The organism is Geobacillus uzenensis (assembly GCF_002217665.1).
Lineage (GTDB): Bacteria > Bacillota > Bacilli > Bacillales > Anoxybacillaceae > Geobacillus > Geobacillus subterraneus.
On the sequence record NZ_NEWL01000006.1, the window covers coordinates 465,738 to 483,493 of the forward strand.

At 56.3% G+C, this 17,756-nt stretch carries 17 protein-coding genes; 1 reads left to right on the top strand and 16 read right to left on the bottom strand.

Annotated features, from left to right (window positions below; translation table 11 throughout):
- Positions 1-21: 21 nt before the first annotated feature.
- From B9L21_RS09785 to hflX, 3 genes are all read right to left on the bottom strand, one after another.
- A complete protein-coding gene (locus tag B9L21_RS09785) occupies positions 22-423 on the bottom strand; it encodes a MerR family transcriptional regulator (protein WP_033010130.1) in 402 nt (133 codons plus the stop codon).
- A 76-nt stretch (positions 424-499) separates the two neighbouring features.
- Positions 500-1,771, bottom strand: a complete 1,272-nt coding sequence (locus B9L21_RS09790) for an aminotransferase class I/II-fold pyridoxal phosphate-dependent enzyme (RefSeq protein WP_063166207.1) — start codon at positions 1,769-1,771, stop codon at positions 500-502.
- A 13-nt stretch (positions 1,772-1,784) separates the two neighbouring features.
- The gene (gene hflX / locus B9L21_RS09795; protein ID WP_063167374.1) at positions 1,785-3,032 is read right to left on the bottom strand and encodes a GTPase HflX; all 1,248 of its coding nucleotides are present in this window, start codon (positions 3,030-3,032) and stop codon (positions 1,785-1,787) included.
- Positions 3,033-3,183: 151 nt separating this feature from the next.
- On the opposite strand from hflX, the gene B9L21_RS09800 reads away from it, so the two are divergent.
- Positions 3,184-3,801: a trimeric intracellular cation channel family protein gene (locus B9L21_RS09800; RefSeq protein ID WP_063166208.1), complete on the top strand. Its 618-nt coding sequence runs from the start codon at positions 3,184-3,186 to the stop codon at positions 3,799-3,801.
- Positions 3,802-3,896: 95 nt separating this feature from the next.
- Here the strand turns inward: B9L21_RS09800 and B9L21_RS09805 are convergent, their stop codons facing one another.
- From B9L21_RS09805 to B9L21_RS09860, 13 genes are all read right to left on the bottom strand, one after another.
- Positions 3,897-4,775, bottom strand: coding sequence for a DMT family transporter (locus B9L21_RS09805; RefSeq protein ID WP_063166209.1), 879 nt, complete (start codon positions 4,773-4,775; stop codon positions 3,897-3,899).
- A gap of 98 nt (positions 4,776-4,873) precedes the next feature.
- Positions 4,874-5,443 carry a Uma2 family endonuclease gene (locus tag B9L21_RS09810; RefSeq protein ID WP_062898541.1) on the bottom strand — a complete coding sequence of 190 codons (570 nt, stop codon included), beginning with the start codon at positions 5,441-5,443 and terminating at the stop codon, positions 4,874-4,876.
- Between the two features lie 150 nt (positions 5,444-5,593).
- Complete coding sequence (locus B9L21_RS09815; protein ID WP_172796410.1) at positions 5,594-6,745, bottom strand: thiolase family protein; 1,152 nt, start codon at positions 6,743-6,745, stop codon at positions 5,594-5,596.
- A complete protein-coding gene (locus B9L21_RS18080) occupies positions 6,727-6,852 on the bottom strand; it encodes a hypothetical protein (RefSeq protein WP_257722305.1) in 126 nt (41 codons plus the stop codon). The genes B9L21_RS09815 and B9L21_RS18080 overlap by 19 nt, the downstream gene beginning before the upstream one ends.
- A gap of 21 nt (positions 6,853-6,873) precedes the next feature.
- Complete coding sequence (locus B9L21_RS09820) at positions 6,874-7,725, bottom strand: 3-hydroxyacyl-CoA dehydrogenase family protein (RefSeq protein WP_063166210.1); 852 nt, start codon at positions 7,723-7,725, stop codon at positions 6,874-6,876.
- Positions 7,726-7,738: 13 nt separating this feature from the next.
- A complete protein-coding gene (locus B9L21_RS09825; RefSeq protein WP_063166211.1) occupies positions 7,739-9,358 on the bottom strand; it encodes a long-chain fatty acid--CoA ligase in 1,620 nt (539 codons plus the stop codon).
- A gap of 3 nt (positions 9,359-9,361) precedes the next feature.
- A complete protein-coding gene (locus B9L21_RS09830) occupies positions 9,362-10,435 on the bottom strand; it encodes a CaiB/BaiF CoA transferase family protein (RefSeq protein WP_063166212.1) in 1,074 nt (357 codons plus the stop codon).
- Positions 10,436-10,450: 15 nt separating this feature from the next.
- Positions 10,451-11,596, bottom strand: coding sequence for an acyl-CoA dehydrogenase family protein (locus tag B9L21_RS09835; RefSeq protein ID WP_063166213.1), 1,146 nt, complete (start codon positions 11,594-11,596; stop codon positions 10,451-10,453).
- A 24-nt stretch (positions 11,597-11,620) separates the two neighbouring features.
- Positions 11,621-13,195, bottom strand: a complete 1,575-nt coding sequence (locus B9L21_RS09840) for a fatty acid--CoA ligase (RefSeq protein ID WP_063166214.1) — start codon at positions 13,193-13,195, stop codon at positions 11,621-11,623.
- 165 nt (positions 13,196-13,360) lie between these two features.
- Complete coding sequence (gene spoVK, locus B9L21_RS09845; RefSeq protein ID WP_063166215.1) at positions 13,361-14,293, bottom strand: stage V sporulation protein K; 933 nt, start codon at positions 14,291-14,293, stop codon at positions 13,361-13,363.
- Between the two features lie 309 nt (positions 14,294-14,602).
- Positions 14,603-14,830 (bottom strand): RNA chaperone Hfq, encoded by a 228-nt coding sequence (gene hfq, locus B9L21_RS09850; protein ID WP_063166216.1) that lies wholly within the window; start codon positions 14,828-14,830, stop codon positions 14,603-14,605.
- Positions 14,831-14,864: 34 nt separating this feature from the next.
- Positions 14,865-15,812 (bottom strand): tRNA (adenosine(37)-N6)-dimethylallyltransferase MiaA, encoded by a 948-nt coding sequence (gene miaA / locus B9L21_RS09855; RefSeq protein ID WP_063166217.1) that lies wholly within the window; start codon positions 15,810-15,812, stop codon positions 14,865-14,867.
- A 199-nt stretch (positions 15,813-16,011) separates the two neighbouring features.
- Complete coding sequence (locus tag B9L21_RS09860; protein ID WP_063167376.1) at positions 16,012-17,703, bottom strand: methyl-accepting chemotaxis protein; 1,692 nt, start codon at positions 17,701-17,703, stop codon at positions 16,012-16,014.
- Positions 17,704-17,756: the final 53 nt, after the last annotated feature.

The window sequence follows — 17,756 nt, forward strand, 5'->3', positions numbered from 1 at the left end:
CTCCGAAATCATTTCCCATCATTAGTGAAAGAAGCGAGCGAGATCTCCTTGGCGAAGCGATGCGCGCTGAAACCGTCCGGCCTGCAGCAGCTCCGTCCGCAAAATCTCGCGCAACTCCTCGTCGGACAGCTTCGGTTTCCCCACTTTTTCGACCTTTTCCGGCTGCTCATGGCGCCCTTCTTGCCGGGCGGCGAAAATTTGCTTGATGCCGGCGAGGTTTACGCCTTGGTCAATCAAGTCTTTAATCTCGAGCAAACGGTCGATGTCGTTGAGTGAAAACAGCCGCCGGTTGCCCTCGGTGCGCGCTGGCGTGACGAGGCCGTGCTCTTCGTAATAGCGGATTTGGCGGGCGGATAGATCCGTCAGCTGCATCACAATCCCAATCGGAAACAATGGCATGGAACGACGAATATGGCTGCTCATGCCAATTCCTCCTCGCTTTTGATACTTTCATTTTACCATAATGTCAAGAAACGAGTCAATCAAGCGTTACATTTTCTCACAAACAAATCAACTGCTGTTCAAGCAAGCGGTGAACGGCTGAACAAACAGCGATTTTCACGTGCGAATACGTCAAGCCGCCTTGAACGTATGCGACATATGGCGGACGCAGCGGCCCATCTGCCGTCAGCTCAATGCTCGCCCCTTGCACGAACGTGCCCGCGGCCATGATCACTTTATCCTCGTAGCCGGGCATCTCGCCTGGGTACGGGGTAAAATGGGCGTTCACCGGGGAAGCCGCTTGAATGGCCTGGCAAAAAGCAACCATTTGCTCCGGGTCGTCAAAACGAACCGACTGTACGAGATCGGTGCGCTTAGCGTCCCATGCCGGCGACGTCTCAAGCCCTATCCGCTCGAGCAGCGCAGCGGTGAACACCGCCCCTTTGAGCGCCTGTCCGACAACGTGCGGAGCAAGGAAAAACCCTTGGTACATATCAGGAAGGCTGTACAGTGACGGGCCGACTTCGGCGCCGATGCCCGGTGAGGTCATCCGGCAGGCGCACGCGTCGACGTATTTTTGCTTTCCGACGATATAGCCGCCCGTTTTCGCCAAGCCCCCTCCTGGGTTTTTGATCAGCGAGCCAGCCATAAGGTCGGCGCCGACATGGCACGGCTCTTTCTCCTCAACAAACTCGCCGTAGCAGTTGTCGACAAACACGACGACGTCGGGCTTGACCGCCTTCACAAAGGCGATCATCTCAGCGATTTCATCGACCGTAAACGACGGGCGTGTCGCATAGCCGCGCGAACGCTGAATGCCGATCATTTTCGTCCGCTCGTTCATCGCCGCGCGCACCGTTGGAAAATCAACGGCCCCGTCCGCCGTAAGCGGCACGCTCCGATAACGAATGCCAAACTCTTTCAGCGAGCCGACGCCGCTGCCGCGGACGCCGACGATCTCCTCGAGCGTATCGTACGGGGCGCCGGTGATGTAAAGCAATTCATCGCCAGGGCGCAACACGCCAAACAGTGCAATGGCGATCGCGTGCGTGCCGGAAATGATTTGCGGGCGGACAAGGCCGGCTTCCGCACCGAATACGTCCGCGTAAATGCGGTCAAGCGTGTCACGGCCCGCATCGTCATAACCGTAGCCGGTCGACGGGATGAAGTGGCCGTCGCTCACTTGATGGCGGCGGAAACTGTCGAGAACGCGATATTGGTTCTCATCGACACGCTCATCGATCAAGCGATGGATCGGCGCAATTTGTGTTTCAACTTCTTCGATGAAAGCAGCGATTGTTTCTCCGTATCTCCACTGTGTCCAAAACATAGATGAACCCTTTCTACCGTTGAAATGATTGCAGCTCCCCGTAGAGCGGGTGCGTCGGCAGCACGTACCCTTGACACTCGTACGTGCCCCCTTGTTCATTATAATGCCATTCATGCAAAATCGTGTCCGTTTTTAACTGGGCGAGCAATTTTCCTTTCCCGCTCGGAATCGACACGTCATAACGGCTCATTTGCTGTTTCACCGCTTCTTCGATAAAGCGGCGGAGCCGGTCGACATCGGCGGCCGAGAGCGCGCTCATCACGATCGCATCGGTTGTCGTCGGGAGAAATTCCGGCGTTTGCCGGTCGCTTTTATTGTAAACGGTGACGGCCGGAATTGAAGAAGCTCCTAGCTCCGCCAAGAGCCGCGATACGGTGCGCTCATGTTCGGCATAATCCGGATGCGACGAATCGACGACATGAAGCAGCAAATCCGCTTCCTTCACTTCTTCAAGCGTTGAGCGAAACGCAGCGACAAGCGTCGTCGGCAAGTCTTGAATGAATCCGACCGTATCGGTGAGAAGCACCGTATACCCGCACGGCAACACGCACTTGCGCGTAAGCGGATCGAGCGTGGCAAACAGCAAGTTTTCTTCCAATGAGTCGGCGGCCGTCAGCCGGTTAAAGAGCGTCGACTTGCCGGCGTTCGTATAGCCGACAAGCGCCACTTGAAAGGCGCGGTTTTTTTGCCGGCGCTCCCGGTACCGCCCGCGATGCTCGGCGATGCGCCGCAGCTCGCCTTTAATGTCGTCGATGCGGCGGCGAATGTGGCGCCGATCCGTTTCAAGCTTCGTCTCCCCCGGACCGCGCGTGCCGATGCCGCCGCCAAGGCGGGATAGCGCCTCCCCTTGGCCGCTCAGGCGCGGCAGCATGTACTCGAGCTGAGCGAGCTCAACTTGCAGCTTTCCTTCTTTCGAACGGGCGCGTTGGGCAAAGATATCTAAAATGAGCTGTGTCCGGTCAATGACTTTCACTTCGCCAAGCATGTTCGTCAAATTGCGGGCCTGGCTTGGCGACAGTTCGCTGTTGAAGACGATGAGATCCGGTTCGAGCTCCTTGACGAGGGCGGCCAGCTCTTCCGTTTTCCCTTTGCCGATATACGTGGCTGGATGCGGCGCTTCGCGTTTTTGCACAAGTTGAGCCGCCACCTCGCCGTTCGCCGTCGCAACGAGCGAAGCAAGCTCTTCCATTGAATAACGAAACCGCTCGTCATCAACACCGGCGAGTTGGCAGCCGACGATGATCGCTTGTTCGCGGCCCATGACATCCCTTCCTTTCTGACGGACCTTTTTGCCTGCTTTCATCATACCAAATCGGCCGCCCTCCTGCTAGTTCGTTCAAAAAATGATTGATTTTCCGCCGTTTTTGCCCCTACAATGATACAAGAACACCGCACGGAAAGGAACAGCGAGAATGACGTGGGAAGTGTTGAGCATCATCGGGACGATTGCTTTTGCCATCAGCGGGGCGATCGTCGCGATGGAAGAAGAGTACGACTTGCTTGGGGTGTACATTTTAGGGATCGTCACCGCCTTTGGCGGCGGGGCGGTGCGCAATTTGTTGATCGGGGTTCCGGTGTCGGCGCTGTGGGAACAAGGTCCGCTTTTTCTCGTCGCCTTAGCTTCAATGACGATGGTCTATTTATTTCCGAAACAAATGCTCCCGCCATGGAAACGATGGGGCAACTTTTTTGACGCCCTCGGGCTGTCAGCGTTTGCCATCCAAGGAGCACTGTATGCCGCAAAAATGGGGCATCCGTTAAGCGCGGTCATCGTCGCGGCGGTGTTGACCGGCAGCGGCGGCGGCATCATCCGCGACGTATTAGCCGGGAGAAAGCCGCTCGTGCTGCGTGCGGAAATTTACGCCGCTTGGGCGATTTTAGCCGGCATCGCCGTCGGCCTGAAATGGGCGGAATCGCCGATTGAGCTGTATGTGCTGTTTGTGGCGGTCGCTTCGTTGCGCGTTTTGTCGTACACGTACGGCTGGAAACTGCCGCGGCGGGCGGCCGGAGAACAGGCGGGCGGGCAATAATGGGCCAAACCGTTGCAATCGGGCAAGAAGTAAACCGGTAGGCACGAAAGCGAAGCGCCGCGCCATGGTTCTTCGCTTTTTTGCCGCTGTATTCGCTAGGCGCTTTGGCCGCTCCGCACTGCCACCGCCACTCCCGCGACAATGAGCGCCCCGCCCGCCCAAAAGGAAGCGTCAAGCCGCTCATGCAAAAACAGCCAGCCAAAGAGCGAGCCGACAAGCGGCTGAAAAAAGAAAAAGAGCGAGCCAATGCCGGCGTCGATCATCTCCATCCCTTTGTTCCACAAGAAAAACGCGCCCGCCGTTGACACGATGCCAAGGTACAACACCCCCATCACGACGGGCGCATTCCATTGAACGGCCGTCAGCCCTGGACGTTCCACCATCAGCATCGGCGTCATGCCGACAAACGCCGCCAAGATGGCGAATGTGGTAATGGAAAGAACGGTCAAGCGAGCCGACGCCATTTTCACCAGCACCGACAACAGCGCCCAAGTGACCGCCGCGCCGACTAACGCCATATTTCCGGCCAACGTCGACTCCCCGCTGCCCCCGAGGCCGACGATGACGATCACTCCCGCTGCCGCCAACAACAACGCCGCAAGCTTCCGCCATGTGAGCGCTTCACCAAGAAGCCAGCGGGCAAATAAAACGACAAACGCCGGTGTTGAAGCCGTAATGAGCGAAGCGGTATGGGCGTTTGACCATTTCGTGCCGACAAATTGCAACGAAATGGAAATGACATAGCCGATGACGCCGATCGCGATGACCATCGCCCAATCGCGTCCGTGCTTTGGAGGGCGCTCGCGTTTCGCTGCCGCGATCGCGGCAAGCACGATCAAGGCGACACCGTAGCGCAGCCAGACGAGCGTCAGCGGCGGTATGTACTCCAACACGTATTTGCTTACGACATACATCCCGCCCCAAATGCCAGCGGCAAGGGATAAATAGAAGGAAGCGAGAAAGGCTTGCTTCATGACATCGATCCCCTTTGCTTTCTTCTTTCTGCTGCTGACACCAAAAGCGAAGCCGTTATTTCCAGAGATGGCAGCCAAACAAGGTTGTTCTCCATCAGCTACACATCGCTTTCTTCCGGAGGAAACACGGGGGCGAGCGAAACCGTCAAATCCGGTTGCCAAAAAGAAACCAACTCATCGCTTGGCCCGAAAACCGCTCGCTGTTGAAATCGTCCATCTTGCCAGCTGAGCACTTCGATCGTTCGATTGCTGGGGTCTACAATCCAATATTCATGCACACCATATTTTTCGTATAAATAGTATTTCTGGTTTCGATCACGCAAGGCGGTGCTTGGTGACAGCACTTCCACAACGAGATCGGGAGCCCCTTTCATTCGCCGATTCCCGATTTGCTCAACCCGACAAACAACTGATAAATCCGGCTGAACAACCGTTTTCGCCATCCGTTCCGGCTCCTCAGGATCAAGCTGAACATCAAACGGGGCAAGAATGACATGACAGCCACGCGCCTGAAAATACAAAGCCAATGCAAGGTGCAGTTGTCCGACCACATACTGGTGCTCAAACGACGGAGACGCCAATAAATAGGGAACACCATCGATCAGTTCCCAATTTCCTTCCCAATTTTCAATGTCGCGATACGTGTAAAACGGCTTCTCCTTCTGCACTGCGCTTCCCCTTTCACTTGCTTTTCTTTCATCTTATCACATCGCTCCAGTTCCGTCTCATATTTTTATTTTCTCGTCATGACAGAAAAAACAGCGGCCGCCACCGCTGTCGAGTGTGTGTCAAACAAATGTTTTTTCCACGCGTTGCTCTTACTCCCGCTCGATGATCGTGGCCGTCGCCATGCCGTGCCCGATGCAAATCGTCAATAACCCATAGCGGCCTTCCCGCCGCTCCAGCTCATGAACGAGCGACGTCATGAGCTTGACGCCGGTGGCGCCGAGCGGATGGCCGAGCGCGATGGCGCCGCCGTTGACATTCACTTTCGCAAGCGGGGCGCCGATTTCTTTTTGCCAGGCGAGCACGACCGGGGCGAACGCTTCGTTAATTTCAATGAGATCGATGTCCTCGATCGCAAGTCCGGCTTTTTTTAGCACTTGTCTTGTCGCCGGAATGACGCCATCAAGCATATACGTCGGGTCGGAGCCGACGACCGTCTGCGCGATGATGCGCGCTTTCGGCTTCAGTCCAAACCGGCGCGCCGCCTCCCGCTCCATCAGCAAAATGGCGGCCGCCCCGTCGCTCATTTGGCTCGCATTGCCGGCGGTGATGACGCCGTCTTCTTGAAACACCGGCTTGAGCGCGGCGAGCGCTTCCGGCGATGTATCGGCCCGCGGCCCTTCATCATCGGTGACAAGGATTTCGCGGCCATCACGGTCAAGCCCTTTGACCGGGACGATTTCGGCGCGAAACTTCCCTTCGCGCATGGCGGCCAAGGCACGCCGATGGCTTTCGTAGGCGTAAGCGTCAAGCTGTTCGCGCGTCAATCCGTATTTGTTGGCGATCCGCTCCGCCGAGACGCCTTGGTGGATGAATTCATACTTTTCATGAAGCGACGGCGGAATCGTCCGCTCATTGCCGTCGCTTAAAATCGGGACTTTCGTCATGCTTTCGACCCCGGCCGCAATGGTGACATCCATATCGCCGGAGCGGATTTCTTGAGCGGCAAAATGGATCGCCTGCTGCCCGGAGCCGCACATCCGATTGATTTGCACGGCCGGCACTTCGATTGGGAATCCAGCCTCCAACGCCGCGAGCCGGCCGATGTTGTATCCTTGCTCGGCGATCGGCGTCACGCAGCCCATGACGATATCTTCTACCTGTCCTTTTTCTATGCCCGCCCGGCGCACGACTTCATCCAACACCGCCGCGGCCAGATGGACCGGATGAACGTCGCGGAAGACGCCGTTCCGCTTGCCGACCGGCGTTCTGACGGCTTCCACAATCACCGCTTCACGCACCATCTTCCCCTCCTTGTTGATGTTGTCAACGCCACTCCTTGACGGCGCAGCTGCACCGTTGTATCCAACGATGCACCGCGGCGCCGCCAAACGAGCCCGTTTCTGTCCACCTCTCCGTGAGAGGCGCTTGTTCATTTTGTATACGCATAAAACCCTTTCCCTGTTTTCCGCCCTAAATGCCCGGCTTCAACGAGCTTGCGCAAAAGCTGCGGCGCCCGGAAGCGGTCGCCGTACGCCTCGGTCATGTTTTCGCTCACAGACAGGAGCGTATCAAGCCCGACCATGTCAGCGAGCTCAAGCGGCCCCATCGGGTAATTGAGGCCGAGCCGCACCGCTTTATCGATATCCTCAGCAGAAGCGATCCCTTCTTCATACATGCGGATGCATTCAATCATATGGGCGGCGAGCGCCCGCGTTGTGACAAACCCTTGCCGGTCTTTGACGACGACTGTTTCTTTGCCAAGCTCCGCGGACAGGCGGCGGATGGCGTCGACCGTTTCATCGGCCGTCGTTTCGCCTTTGACAATTTCAATGAGCTTCATCACCGGCGCTGGATTGAACCAATGCATGCCGATGACGTTCTCCGGCCGGTTGGTCGCAGCGGCAAGCGCTGTCACGCTCAGCTCCGATGTGTTGGTCGCCAAAATGGCGCCTGGCTTCGTGAGTTCGTCAAGCTTTCGAAACACCTCTTTTTTCAGCGTCAAGTTTTCCGGCGCCGCTTCAATGACGACGTCCGCTTCACGCACCGCTTCCGCCAAATCCGTCGTCGGACGGATGCGGCCGAGCGCCGCCTGCGCCTCTTGTTCGGACAGGTGTCCGGCTTTGACAAAGCGGCGCAAGCTTTTTTCGACCGAAGCGAGCCCGTTTTGCAAGGCCGCTTCGGACACGTCATATAAATGCACCGTTTTTCCCGCCATCGCCGCTGTTTGCGCGATGCCGCTTCCCATCACCCCAGCGCCGATGACCGTCAGTGTCTCAGCCACGATATTCGCCCCCTTACTCGGCTGCGGCATCCGCATAGCGCGCCGCCATCTCATCGCGCAGCTTTCGCTTTAAAAATTTGCCGACGCTCGTTTTTGGGATTTCATCAAGAAAGACGATGTCATCCGGCAGCCACCATTTCGTAAACTGCGGGCGCAAAAAGTCGTACAGCTCCTCTTTCGTGACGCGTTTTCCTTCTTTCAACACGACGCAGGCGATCGGGCGTTCCTGCCATTTCGGATGCGGCACGGCGACGACCGCCGCTTCAAACACCGCCTCATGGGCCATAAGCGCATTTTCCAAATCAACGGACGAAATCCATTCGCCGCCGCTTTTAATGACGTCTTTCGTCCGGTCGACGATTTTGACAAACCCTTCTTCGTCAACGGTGACGACATCGCCGGTATGCAGCCAGCCGTCGCGGAACGCGTCTTTCGTCCGGTCGTCGTTGTAGTATTCGGCGGCAATCCACGGCCCGCGCAAGCAAAGCTCGCCCATTTCCTGGCCGTCCCAACGAACCGGGCCATTTTGGCCGATGACTTTCATTTCGAGTCCCGGAGCGAGCAGCCCTTGCTTGGCGCGAATGTCGAGTTTCTCCTCGTACGACAGCGCGTCTTGATAACTTTTCGGGCGCGAGACGAGCACAAGCGGGCTCGTTTCCGTCATTCCGTAAGCATGGATAAACGGAATGCCGTATTTTTCTTCAAAGGCGCGGATCACTCCTTTCGGCGCAGCCGAACCGCCGCAAATGACGCGCGTCAAGCTCTTTACATCATAGTTTCCTTTCTCCAATTCTTGCAGCAGCCCAAGCCAAATCGTCGGCACACCGGCAGTAATCGTCACCCGCTCAGCGTCAATCAGCTCGGCAAGCACTTTCGGCGTAAACGCCGGCCCCGGCATGACGATCGTTGAGCCGAACCACGTGGCAGCAAACGGCAGCCCCCAGGCGTTGACATGAAACATCGGCACGACCGGCATAATGACATCGCGCTCGCATAGCCCTTGCGTATCGGCCAGTCCTAGCGCCATCGCGTGCAAAACAGTGCTCCGGTGCGTGTAGACGACCCCTTTCGGATTGCCCGTCGTCGCTGACGTATAGCACATACCGGCCGGTTGGTATTCATCGAGGTCTTTGAAGAACGGGAATGTCGGATCGCCTTCAGCAAGCAGCTTCTCATAATGGTACACCGGCGACAGCGTCGTTTCCGGCAGCTCGTCGGCGTCAGTCATGATGATGAAAGCGCGTACGTTCGGAATCTCGTCTTTCACCGCTTCAATGGCCGGCAGCAGATCGTCGTCAATGAGCAAGACGCGGTCATCGGCATGGTTGATGATATAGGCGATATGCTGTGCAGAAAGGCGAATGTTGATCGTATGCAGCACCGCCCCGATGCCCGGAATGGCAAAATACGCTTCCAAATGACGGTGATGGTTCCAGGCGAACGTGCCGACGCGGTCGCCGACTTCCACGCCAAGCTGCTTTAACACGCTTGCAAGCCTGCGCGTCCGCGCGCCGATTTCCTTGTATGTATGGCGGACGACGCCCCCTTTCATGCGGGAGATGACTTGTTTTTTCGGAAAAAACATCTCCGCCCGCTCAAGCATCATCGAAATGTTTAACGGCGTTTTCATCATCGGTTACTCCTCCCCCTTCAACAAATGTGCGTGTTCGTTCACTTGCGGCGCCGCCCCGCCGCTCCATTGTCCATCCAGCCCGTGCGCGGCCGTCCATGCTTCGTTTGACTGCAGCCGGACAAGACGGCGAATCCGGTCACCGGCAAACAGCTGCTTCGCTTCATCCGTTTCGAGCACCGGAGCGAGGCAAGCGTCGACCGTTTCCGCAAACGCGCTCCATTCGGAAAACGTTTTTTCGCGAAACAAAGCGGCAAGTCCTTCATACACTTCTTCCCCGGGCTCGGCCGGCGCCCATTGCGCCTCAATCCATTCCGGATGGCCGACCGCCTCGCAAAACTGGCGCCAAAAGTGCGGTTCGAGCGCTGCTAGGCTTATATAGCGGCCGTCCTTTGTCTCATACAGCTGATAACAGACGACTTCCCCAGCAAGCTCCGCAAGGCCGTTTTTCGGCCCGCCGCCATGCGCAATGGCAAAATGGCCGGCCATCATCGCCGTTAGGCCGTCGACCAAGGAAACATCCAAATAGGCGCCTTTGCCGGTTCGCTCGCGGGCAAACAGCGCTGCCAAAATGCGCTCGGCCGCCGCCATGCCGCCAATAAAATCAGCGAATGTCACCTTCGGATGAACCGGGCGGCCGCTTCGGTCCACAAGCTGCGCCAACAGTCCGGAGACCGCCATATAGTTTAAATCGTGGCTGCCGAGCAGCGAGCGCCCGCTCTGCTGGCCGAAGCCGCTGATCGAGCAGTAGACGACCCGCTCGTTGTTGCGGCGAATATCGCCATAGCTGAGCCCGAGCCGCGCCATCACCCCGGGGCGGAAGCTCTCGATCACCACATCGGCGCGGGCGGCAAGCCGCCGGGCTTGCTCGCGCCCCTCGTCCGTCTTTAAGTCCAAGGCGACGCTTTTCTTGCCGGCGTTGTACGCGGCAAACAGCCGGCCCTCGGCGAACGGGCGCAGCCGATCGCCGGATGGCGGCTCGATTTTGATCACCTCGGCCCCGAGCTGGGCGAGGCGCCAGCTCGCAAACGGGCCGGGCAAGTAATGGGAAAAGTCAAGCACAACGATACGATTCAGCATGAAACGCCCCTCTTTCTACAAGTCTAGCTGCCGGGCGATGATCGTTTTCATCATCTCGTTCGTCCCGGCGTAAATGGCGCTCACCGGAATGTCGCGATAGCGCCGGGCAATCTCGTATTCTTCCATATAGCCGTAGCCGCCGTGCAGCTGCATGGATTCGGCCGCGACGCGCTTCGCCATCTCCGTGATCCACCATTTCGCCATCGACACTTCTGCGACGATTTGTTTTCCCGCCATGTGCTCCTCGATGACGCGGTCGACAAACGTACGCCCGAGGGCGATGTCAGTCGCCATTTCGGCGAGACGGAACTGGACGGTTTGAAACTCGCTCACCCGCCGGCCGAACGCTGAGCGCTGTTTTACGTACTGCTTTGTGAGCGAAAACATCACTTCGGCCGCCGTCTGCGCGGCGATGGCGACAACAAGCCGCTCCTGCTGAAGCTTTTCCATCAAATAGTAAAAACCTTTTCCTTCCTCGCCGAGCAAGTTGCACGCCGGCACTTTCGCGTCTTGGAAAAACAGCTCAGCCGTATCTTGAGCGTGTAGCCCGACTTTCTCGAGCTTCCGCCCGCGCGTAAATCCCGGCGTATCGCGTTCGACAACAAGCAGGCTGATGCCGCGGTGCGGCGGTTTGGCATGCGGGTCGGTTTTGCAGGCGACGATGATCAAATCGGCGTGGATGCCGTTTGTAATAAACGTTTTTTGTCCATTGACGATATAATCATCGCCTTCTTTCACCGCTGTTGTCGAAATGTTCGCCAAATCCGATCCAGCTCCCGGCTCCGTCATGGCGATCGCCGTAATGACCTCGCCGCTGACGCATTTCGGCAGCCATTTTTGCTTTTGTTCTTCCGTTCCGTATGAAGCGATGTACGGCGTCACGATGTCGTTATGCAAGCCGATGCCGACAAGGCTGGAACCGACTTTTTCCAACTCTTCATTGATGACGACCGAATAGGCAAAATCAGCGTTTACTCCCCCGTACTTCTCATCGACCCATGGACAAAGAAAGCCGTTTTCCCCCATTTTCGCCCAAAACGACCGCGGAATGATGCCGCGTTGTTCCCATTCTTCATAATATGGATACGCCTCTTTTTCCAAAAACTTGCGGAACGCCTCGCGAAAAATATGGTGCTCTTCGCGCAAATAGCGGGCTGCCATCCATCATCCCTCTTTTCCGTTCCGTCACTTTTCCGTTGTTCCGCCCGCCGCCTGCTGTTTTAGCCGCTCGCGCAGCAAAAACTTTTGGATTTTGCCGCTCGCGTTGCGCGGCAGGGCGTCGATGAAATAATAGGCACGCGGCCGCTTATACGGGGCGAGGCGGTCGCTCGTTTGGCAAAACCGCTCAAGCTCCTCAGCGGTCAAGCGGTTATCTTTTTTGACAATGAAAGCGACGACTTTTTCCCCCCACAGCTCATCCGGCTCGCCAAGCACGGCGACGTCAAGCACGCCGGGATGCTCGTACAGCACATCCTCCACCTCGCGCGGGTAGACGTTTTCCCCGCCGCTAATGACCATATCATCAACCCGGTCAGCGACGTACAAGTAGCCGTCTTCGTCAACGTAACCGAGGTCGCCGGAATGGTACCAGCCTTTGTACAACGCTTGTTCTGTCGCCTCTTCGCGCTTGTAGTAGCCAGCCATCATGCACGGGCCGCGCATAATGATCTCGCCGACTTCACCCGGCGGCAGCACATTGTCTGGGTCGGACGGCCCGTCTTCCCGCGCGCGGACGACGCGGATTTCATGGTTCAGGCAGGCACGTCCGGCAGAACCGGCTTTTTTCAGCTGTTCGTCTTCCAATAAAAACGTGACCGCCGGTCCCATTTCCGTCATGCCGTACGCCTGCACTAAACCGATGCCGAGCCGCTCTTGACACTGCCTCACAAGCGCCGGGGCCATCGGGGCGGCGCCATACAAGCCGAGGCGGAGCGAAGAAAGGTCGTAATCGCTTACATTTTCCTGCAAGATCATATTCCACATCGTCGGAGCGCCGAACATGAGCGTAATCCGTTCGCGTTCGATCGTCTCGAGAACGAGCTTGGCGTCAAAATGATGCAAAATGATGCTCGCCGCTCCGGCATGCACGCGCGGCAGCAAGCAGCAATGCAGTTCGGCGCAATGAAACAGCGGCGCTGCGGCCAACCCGCGGTCCGTTTCCCGGATGCGCATCACGCCATGGCAAATGACGCTTTGCTCGATCATGTCGCGGTGCCGGTGCATCACCCCTTTGGGCCTCCCGGTCGTTCCGCTTGTGTACATAATGGCGTAAAGATCGCTCTCTTCCACATGCACGCGCGGCGCTGCCGCTGAAACCCGGGCAGCTTCTTCGTGAGCGCTTTTGGCAAACGGCGGTGGATCGCCATCAATCGACCAAAATGCCACATGCGGAAAACGGCTGTGAATCGCGGCGAGCTGCGGTTCGACCGCCCGTTCAAATACGACGATTTTCGGTTCGGCGTCCGTCAAAATATAGGCGATTTCTTCCGCTTTCAGCCGAAAATTGATCGGATTGAACACCGCGCCGATTTTGGCGCAGGCAAACAGGGCGGTGGCGAGTTCGAGCGTGTTGTACAGCACCGTCGAGATGCGGTCCCCTTTGCGGACGCCGGCTTCAAGAAAAGCGTTCGCCCATCGGTTCACTTCCCGCTCCCATTCGGCGTACGTATAGCGGCGTCCGGTCGCCACCTCAACGACCGCCTCGCGTGTCGGAAATTTTCTCACTGTTTGAGAAAACATCTCCCCAATCGTTACGTACAAGCGCGTTTCCCCCTTTTTTCCAAATGGACAGAGGGCAAGAAGATTGATTCGACAGACAATTCAGATCATTTGGCGCATGCGCCCTCGTTGTTTATGTATTCGCCCTTTTTCGTGACATTCCTCTTTTGCCTCCAAAAAAAAGAAAGGGAGGCTTCCCTTTCTTTTTTAAGAGTAGATGGCTAAATCGCGGTCGCGGATCGTCATCAGCTCCTTTTTGTCGTAGCGCCCTTCATGAAGAAGACGAACCGCCTGCTTGCGGATCGCTTTTTCGATCAAGTTGCGGACGTAGCGGCCGTTGCTGAACTTCAGCCGGCCCGCGGCCTCGAGCGTCCCCTCTAAATGGACGTACAGCTTCCGTTCCGCCTCCGGCGTCATTTCGTACTCACGCTCGCGCAACATTTGCTTAGCGATTTGCACAAGCTCCTCGACCGTATAATCGGGAAACTCAATCGTCAACGGAAAACGCGACGGCAAGCCGGGGTTTAATGACAAAAAATAATCCATTTCCTTCGGATAACCGGCTAAAATGACGACTAAATCGTCACAGTAATCTTCCATCCCTTTGACGAGCGTATCGATCGCTTCTTTGCCGAAATCTTTTTCGCCGCCGCGGGCGAGCGAATACGCTTCATCGATAAACAATACACCGCCGCGCGCTTTTTTGATCAAGTCGCGCGTTTTGCTTGCCGTATGCCCGATATATTCCCCGACTAAATCAGCCCGCTCGGCCTCAATGAAATGCCCTTTCGACAGCACGTTCATTTCAAAAAACAGTTTGCCGAGCAGACGCGCCACCGTCGTTTTCCCTGTTCCGGGATTTCCTTTAAAAATCATATGAAGTGCTTGGCGGTTCGCTTTCAAGCCGTTTTCTTTGCGCATCCGGCTAATGTACAGCCAGGCATAAATTTCCTTAACGATTTTTTTGACATGATCGAGCCCGATCAGTTGGTCGAGCTCTTTTTGAATATTGCGAAGCGCCTGATGTTCTTCGCCATCAAGCCAGTCATTCCGCTCTTCTTTCACTAAGTGATTCACCGTTTTCGAATTCAACACAATATTAATTTGCCCTTTCGCTTTGTTCATCGTCACCTCTGACAAGGGGCGTCACCTCGCTTCCCGTTTTTGCCATCCACACCCATTCCGATTTGGCTGTCGACGCCTCGCCTTTTCCCTATTAGTATACGTACGCCGCCGCCAATCCGTGACAATCGCCCAAACGAACAGCCGGCCGGCTGATCTTAGCACGGAAAAGTTTGTATATTTTTATTCAAATCGGCGGCCGTTTACGCATCGGAAATAAAAAAGCGACGTGAGCTGGGGCGGGAAGGGCGGAGCGAGAAATGCAGAAAAAAGACGCCCCCCCTAAGGAGAGCGTCTCTTTTCTCGGCGGCTTATGTACCGGCGGCATCATTGCTCGGTTTCAAACTGGATGTTCCGCTCCGGCGCAAACGTCGAAATCGCATGTTTGTAGATGAGCTGCTGTTTTCCTTGCACTTCGAGCAACACGGTGAAGTTGTCAAAGCCTTTAATGTACCCGCGCAGCTGGAAGCCGTTCAATAAGAACACAGTTACTTGGATGCTTTCTTTGCGCAGCTGGTTTAAAAACTGGTCTTGAATGTTGATCGTATTTTTCATGGAACGTCCTCCTCTTTTCTCTCTAAGGATATGGTTATATATTCGCTTCGAGTTGAAGCTTTCCTGCTATGTAGTGAAAAATTTCCTCCACCTTGGCGGCGAACTGTTCGGGGTCCGTCATGTCAAACCATCTAACCGGCATTTGGTTGCGAAACCATGTCAGCTGCCGTTTCGCATAGCGGCGTGAATTTTGTTTCAGCTGCTCGATCGCTTCGTCGAGGGAGACGCGGCCGTCAAAATAGTCGTACAGCTCTTTGTAGCCGATCGCCTGCACCGCCTGACAATCGCGCAAGCCGCGGTCGTACAGCGACTTCACCTCTTCCATCAGCCCCCCGGCGATCATCTCGTCGACCCGTTCATTAATGCGGCGGTAAAGCACGTTCCGCTCCGCCGTCAATCCGATGATGGCCGTTTCGTATAAAAGCTGCCGCTGCTGCCCCCGCTGCCACTCACTGAACGGTTTCCCGGTGCAATGATACACTTCGAGCGCACGAATGACGCGGCGGATGTTGTGCGGATGGATGCGCGCTGCGCTTTCCGGATCAACCGTCTCAAGCTGCCTGTAAAGCACTTCCGCCCCTTGCTCGGCTGCCAGCTGTTTAAGCGCTCGGCGATATGCTTCATCGGAAGGGGCATCGGAAAATTGGTAATCGTAAATGGCGGCTTGAATGTACAGCCCGGTGCCGCCGACGATGATCGGCAGCCGGCCGCGCGCGGAAATATCGGCAATAAGCGCACGGGCGAGCCGCTGAAATTCGACGACGGAAAACGGTTCGCACGGCTCTTTAATGTCGAGCAAATGGTGCGGAACCCCTTCCATTTCATCCGGCTTCACTTTCGCGGTGCCGATGTCCATTCCTTTATAAATTTGCATCGAATCGCCGCTGATGATTTCCCCGCCCAGCTTTTTCGCCAACGCGATGCCGAGCTTCGTTTTGCCGACTGCCGTCGGTCCGACGATGACAACGACTTTTTCTGCCATGGTGTGCCACTGCTTTCTGTTGCTAAACTCGTATCAAACACCATTATACATAAAAACGGCAACGCATGAAACAATTTCTTTCCTACGTTTTCGCCATCCGCCCGCCGTTTTATACATAGCAACGCGAAAAATTGCCGTCCGTTCCTTTCGCCGCGCCGAACGGGGCAAAAAAAATGAACGCCGTCAGAGGCGTTCATCATCAGAGCGAAAATTTGCCGACAATCGCCTGCAAATCATCAGCCATTTTCGACAGCGATGCAGCGGAAGCTGAAATTTCTTCCATTGATGCCAGCTGTTCCTCGGTCGCCGCCGATACTTCCTGCGTGCCGGCCGATGTCGATTCGGCGACGTCAGCAACAAGCCGAACGGAACGTACGATTTGTTCCGAGGAAGCGGCCATCTCGCCAACCGAAGCCGATACGTCGCGAATTTGCGCGGCCACTCCGTCAACGGCGGCGCGGATTTGAGCAAACGTCTCGCCCGAAGCGCGGATGACTCCCGTTCCGGCTGTCACTTCATTGACGACCGATTCCATCGATTGGACGGCATGAGCCGTTTCTTCTTGAATGGCAGCGATCAATTCTGCGATTTGCCGCGCCGATTCGGCCGATTGCTCCGCCAGCTTCCGCACTTCATCGGCGACGACGGCGAAGCCGCGCCCGTGCTCGCCGGCGCGTGCGGCCTCAATGGCGGCGTTTAAGGCGAGCAAGTTCGTCTGCGCCGCAATGTTGCGAATCGCCTCAATAATCGAGCCGATTTGCTCAGAACGGCGGCCGAGCCCTTTAATCACTTCGGCCAGCTGTTCGACCGTGTCGTTCACCTTGTTCATTTGCGCGACGCTCGCCTCGATCGTTTGTCCGCCGTCCGCGGCTTGTTTCGATGTTTCAGCGGCGATAGCCGCGACGCGTTGCGCGCGCTCGGAGATTTGCCCGATTTGTTCGGACATGGAGTCGACGGCGGCCGATGTTTCTTCGACGCTTTGCATTTGCTTGTCCACACCGGAAGCAACGCCTTGAATCGTCATGGCGATTTGCTCGGTCGCTTTGCTCGTTTGTTCGGCGCTCGCCGCCAGCTCTTCTGAGGAAGCGGCGACTTGTTCGGCATTTTGCGCCACTTCATGCAGCACGCCGCGCAAGTTTTTCGCCATTTGTTCAAACGAAGCGGCAAGTTCACCGATTTCATCGCGGTTGCGCACGCCGGTTTTCGTCTCGGTCAAATCGCCGGCGGCAATCCGCTTCGCTGCCTCTGACAGAGCAAGCAGCGGGCGGGAAAGCGAACGGCTGATGTAATAGCTGACGATCGCCCCGGCCGCTACCGCCAACACACCGACAATGACGATAAGCCGGCGAACGGCGGCGGCTGATGCGCTCGCGTCATGGCTCGCTTGGTCTACTTCCTGTTGCTGCAAGGCAACGAACTCGTTAATTTTTTGATCAAATTGGGTCGTTATGTCGCGCCCGGTTGTCATGACGAGCGCGGTATATTGCTCCGGTTTGTTTTGATCCTTCAATTCAAACGCTTTTTGGCCGAGCGCGTAAAACTGTTGCTCAAGCAAATCGAGATCAGCCAGCAGCTGTTTCGTTGTTTCTTGCGTTAACGAAACTGCGAGCTTTTCGCTTGTTTTTTTGTACTCCTCATGCGCCTTTTCAAAGTTTTCCCGCGACGTCTCGTCACCGGTCAACAAATAGCCGCGCATGCTGCCGACTTGGCGGCGGACGAGCACTTCAAGCTGTTTCGCATTTGCGAGTTTGGGCATGCGATTGTCGGTAACGTCCGTGTATGTACGGTCAAGCGTTGAAATCTCGTAATAAGCGAAACCGACCAGCAGCACAATTAACACGTAGACGAGACCGAAGCCAGCGAGCAGTTTTTTGCGAACGGTCATCTTCATCGATACATCCCCCGTTTTTGTAATGAAATCAGTCGTTCCACTTATATTATCGG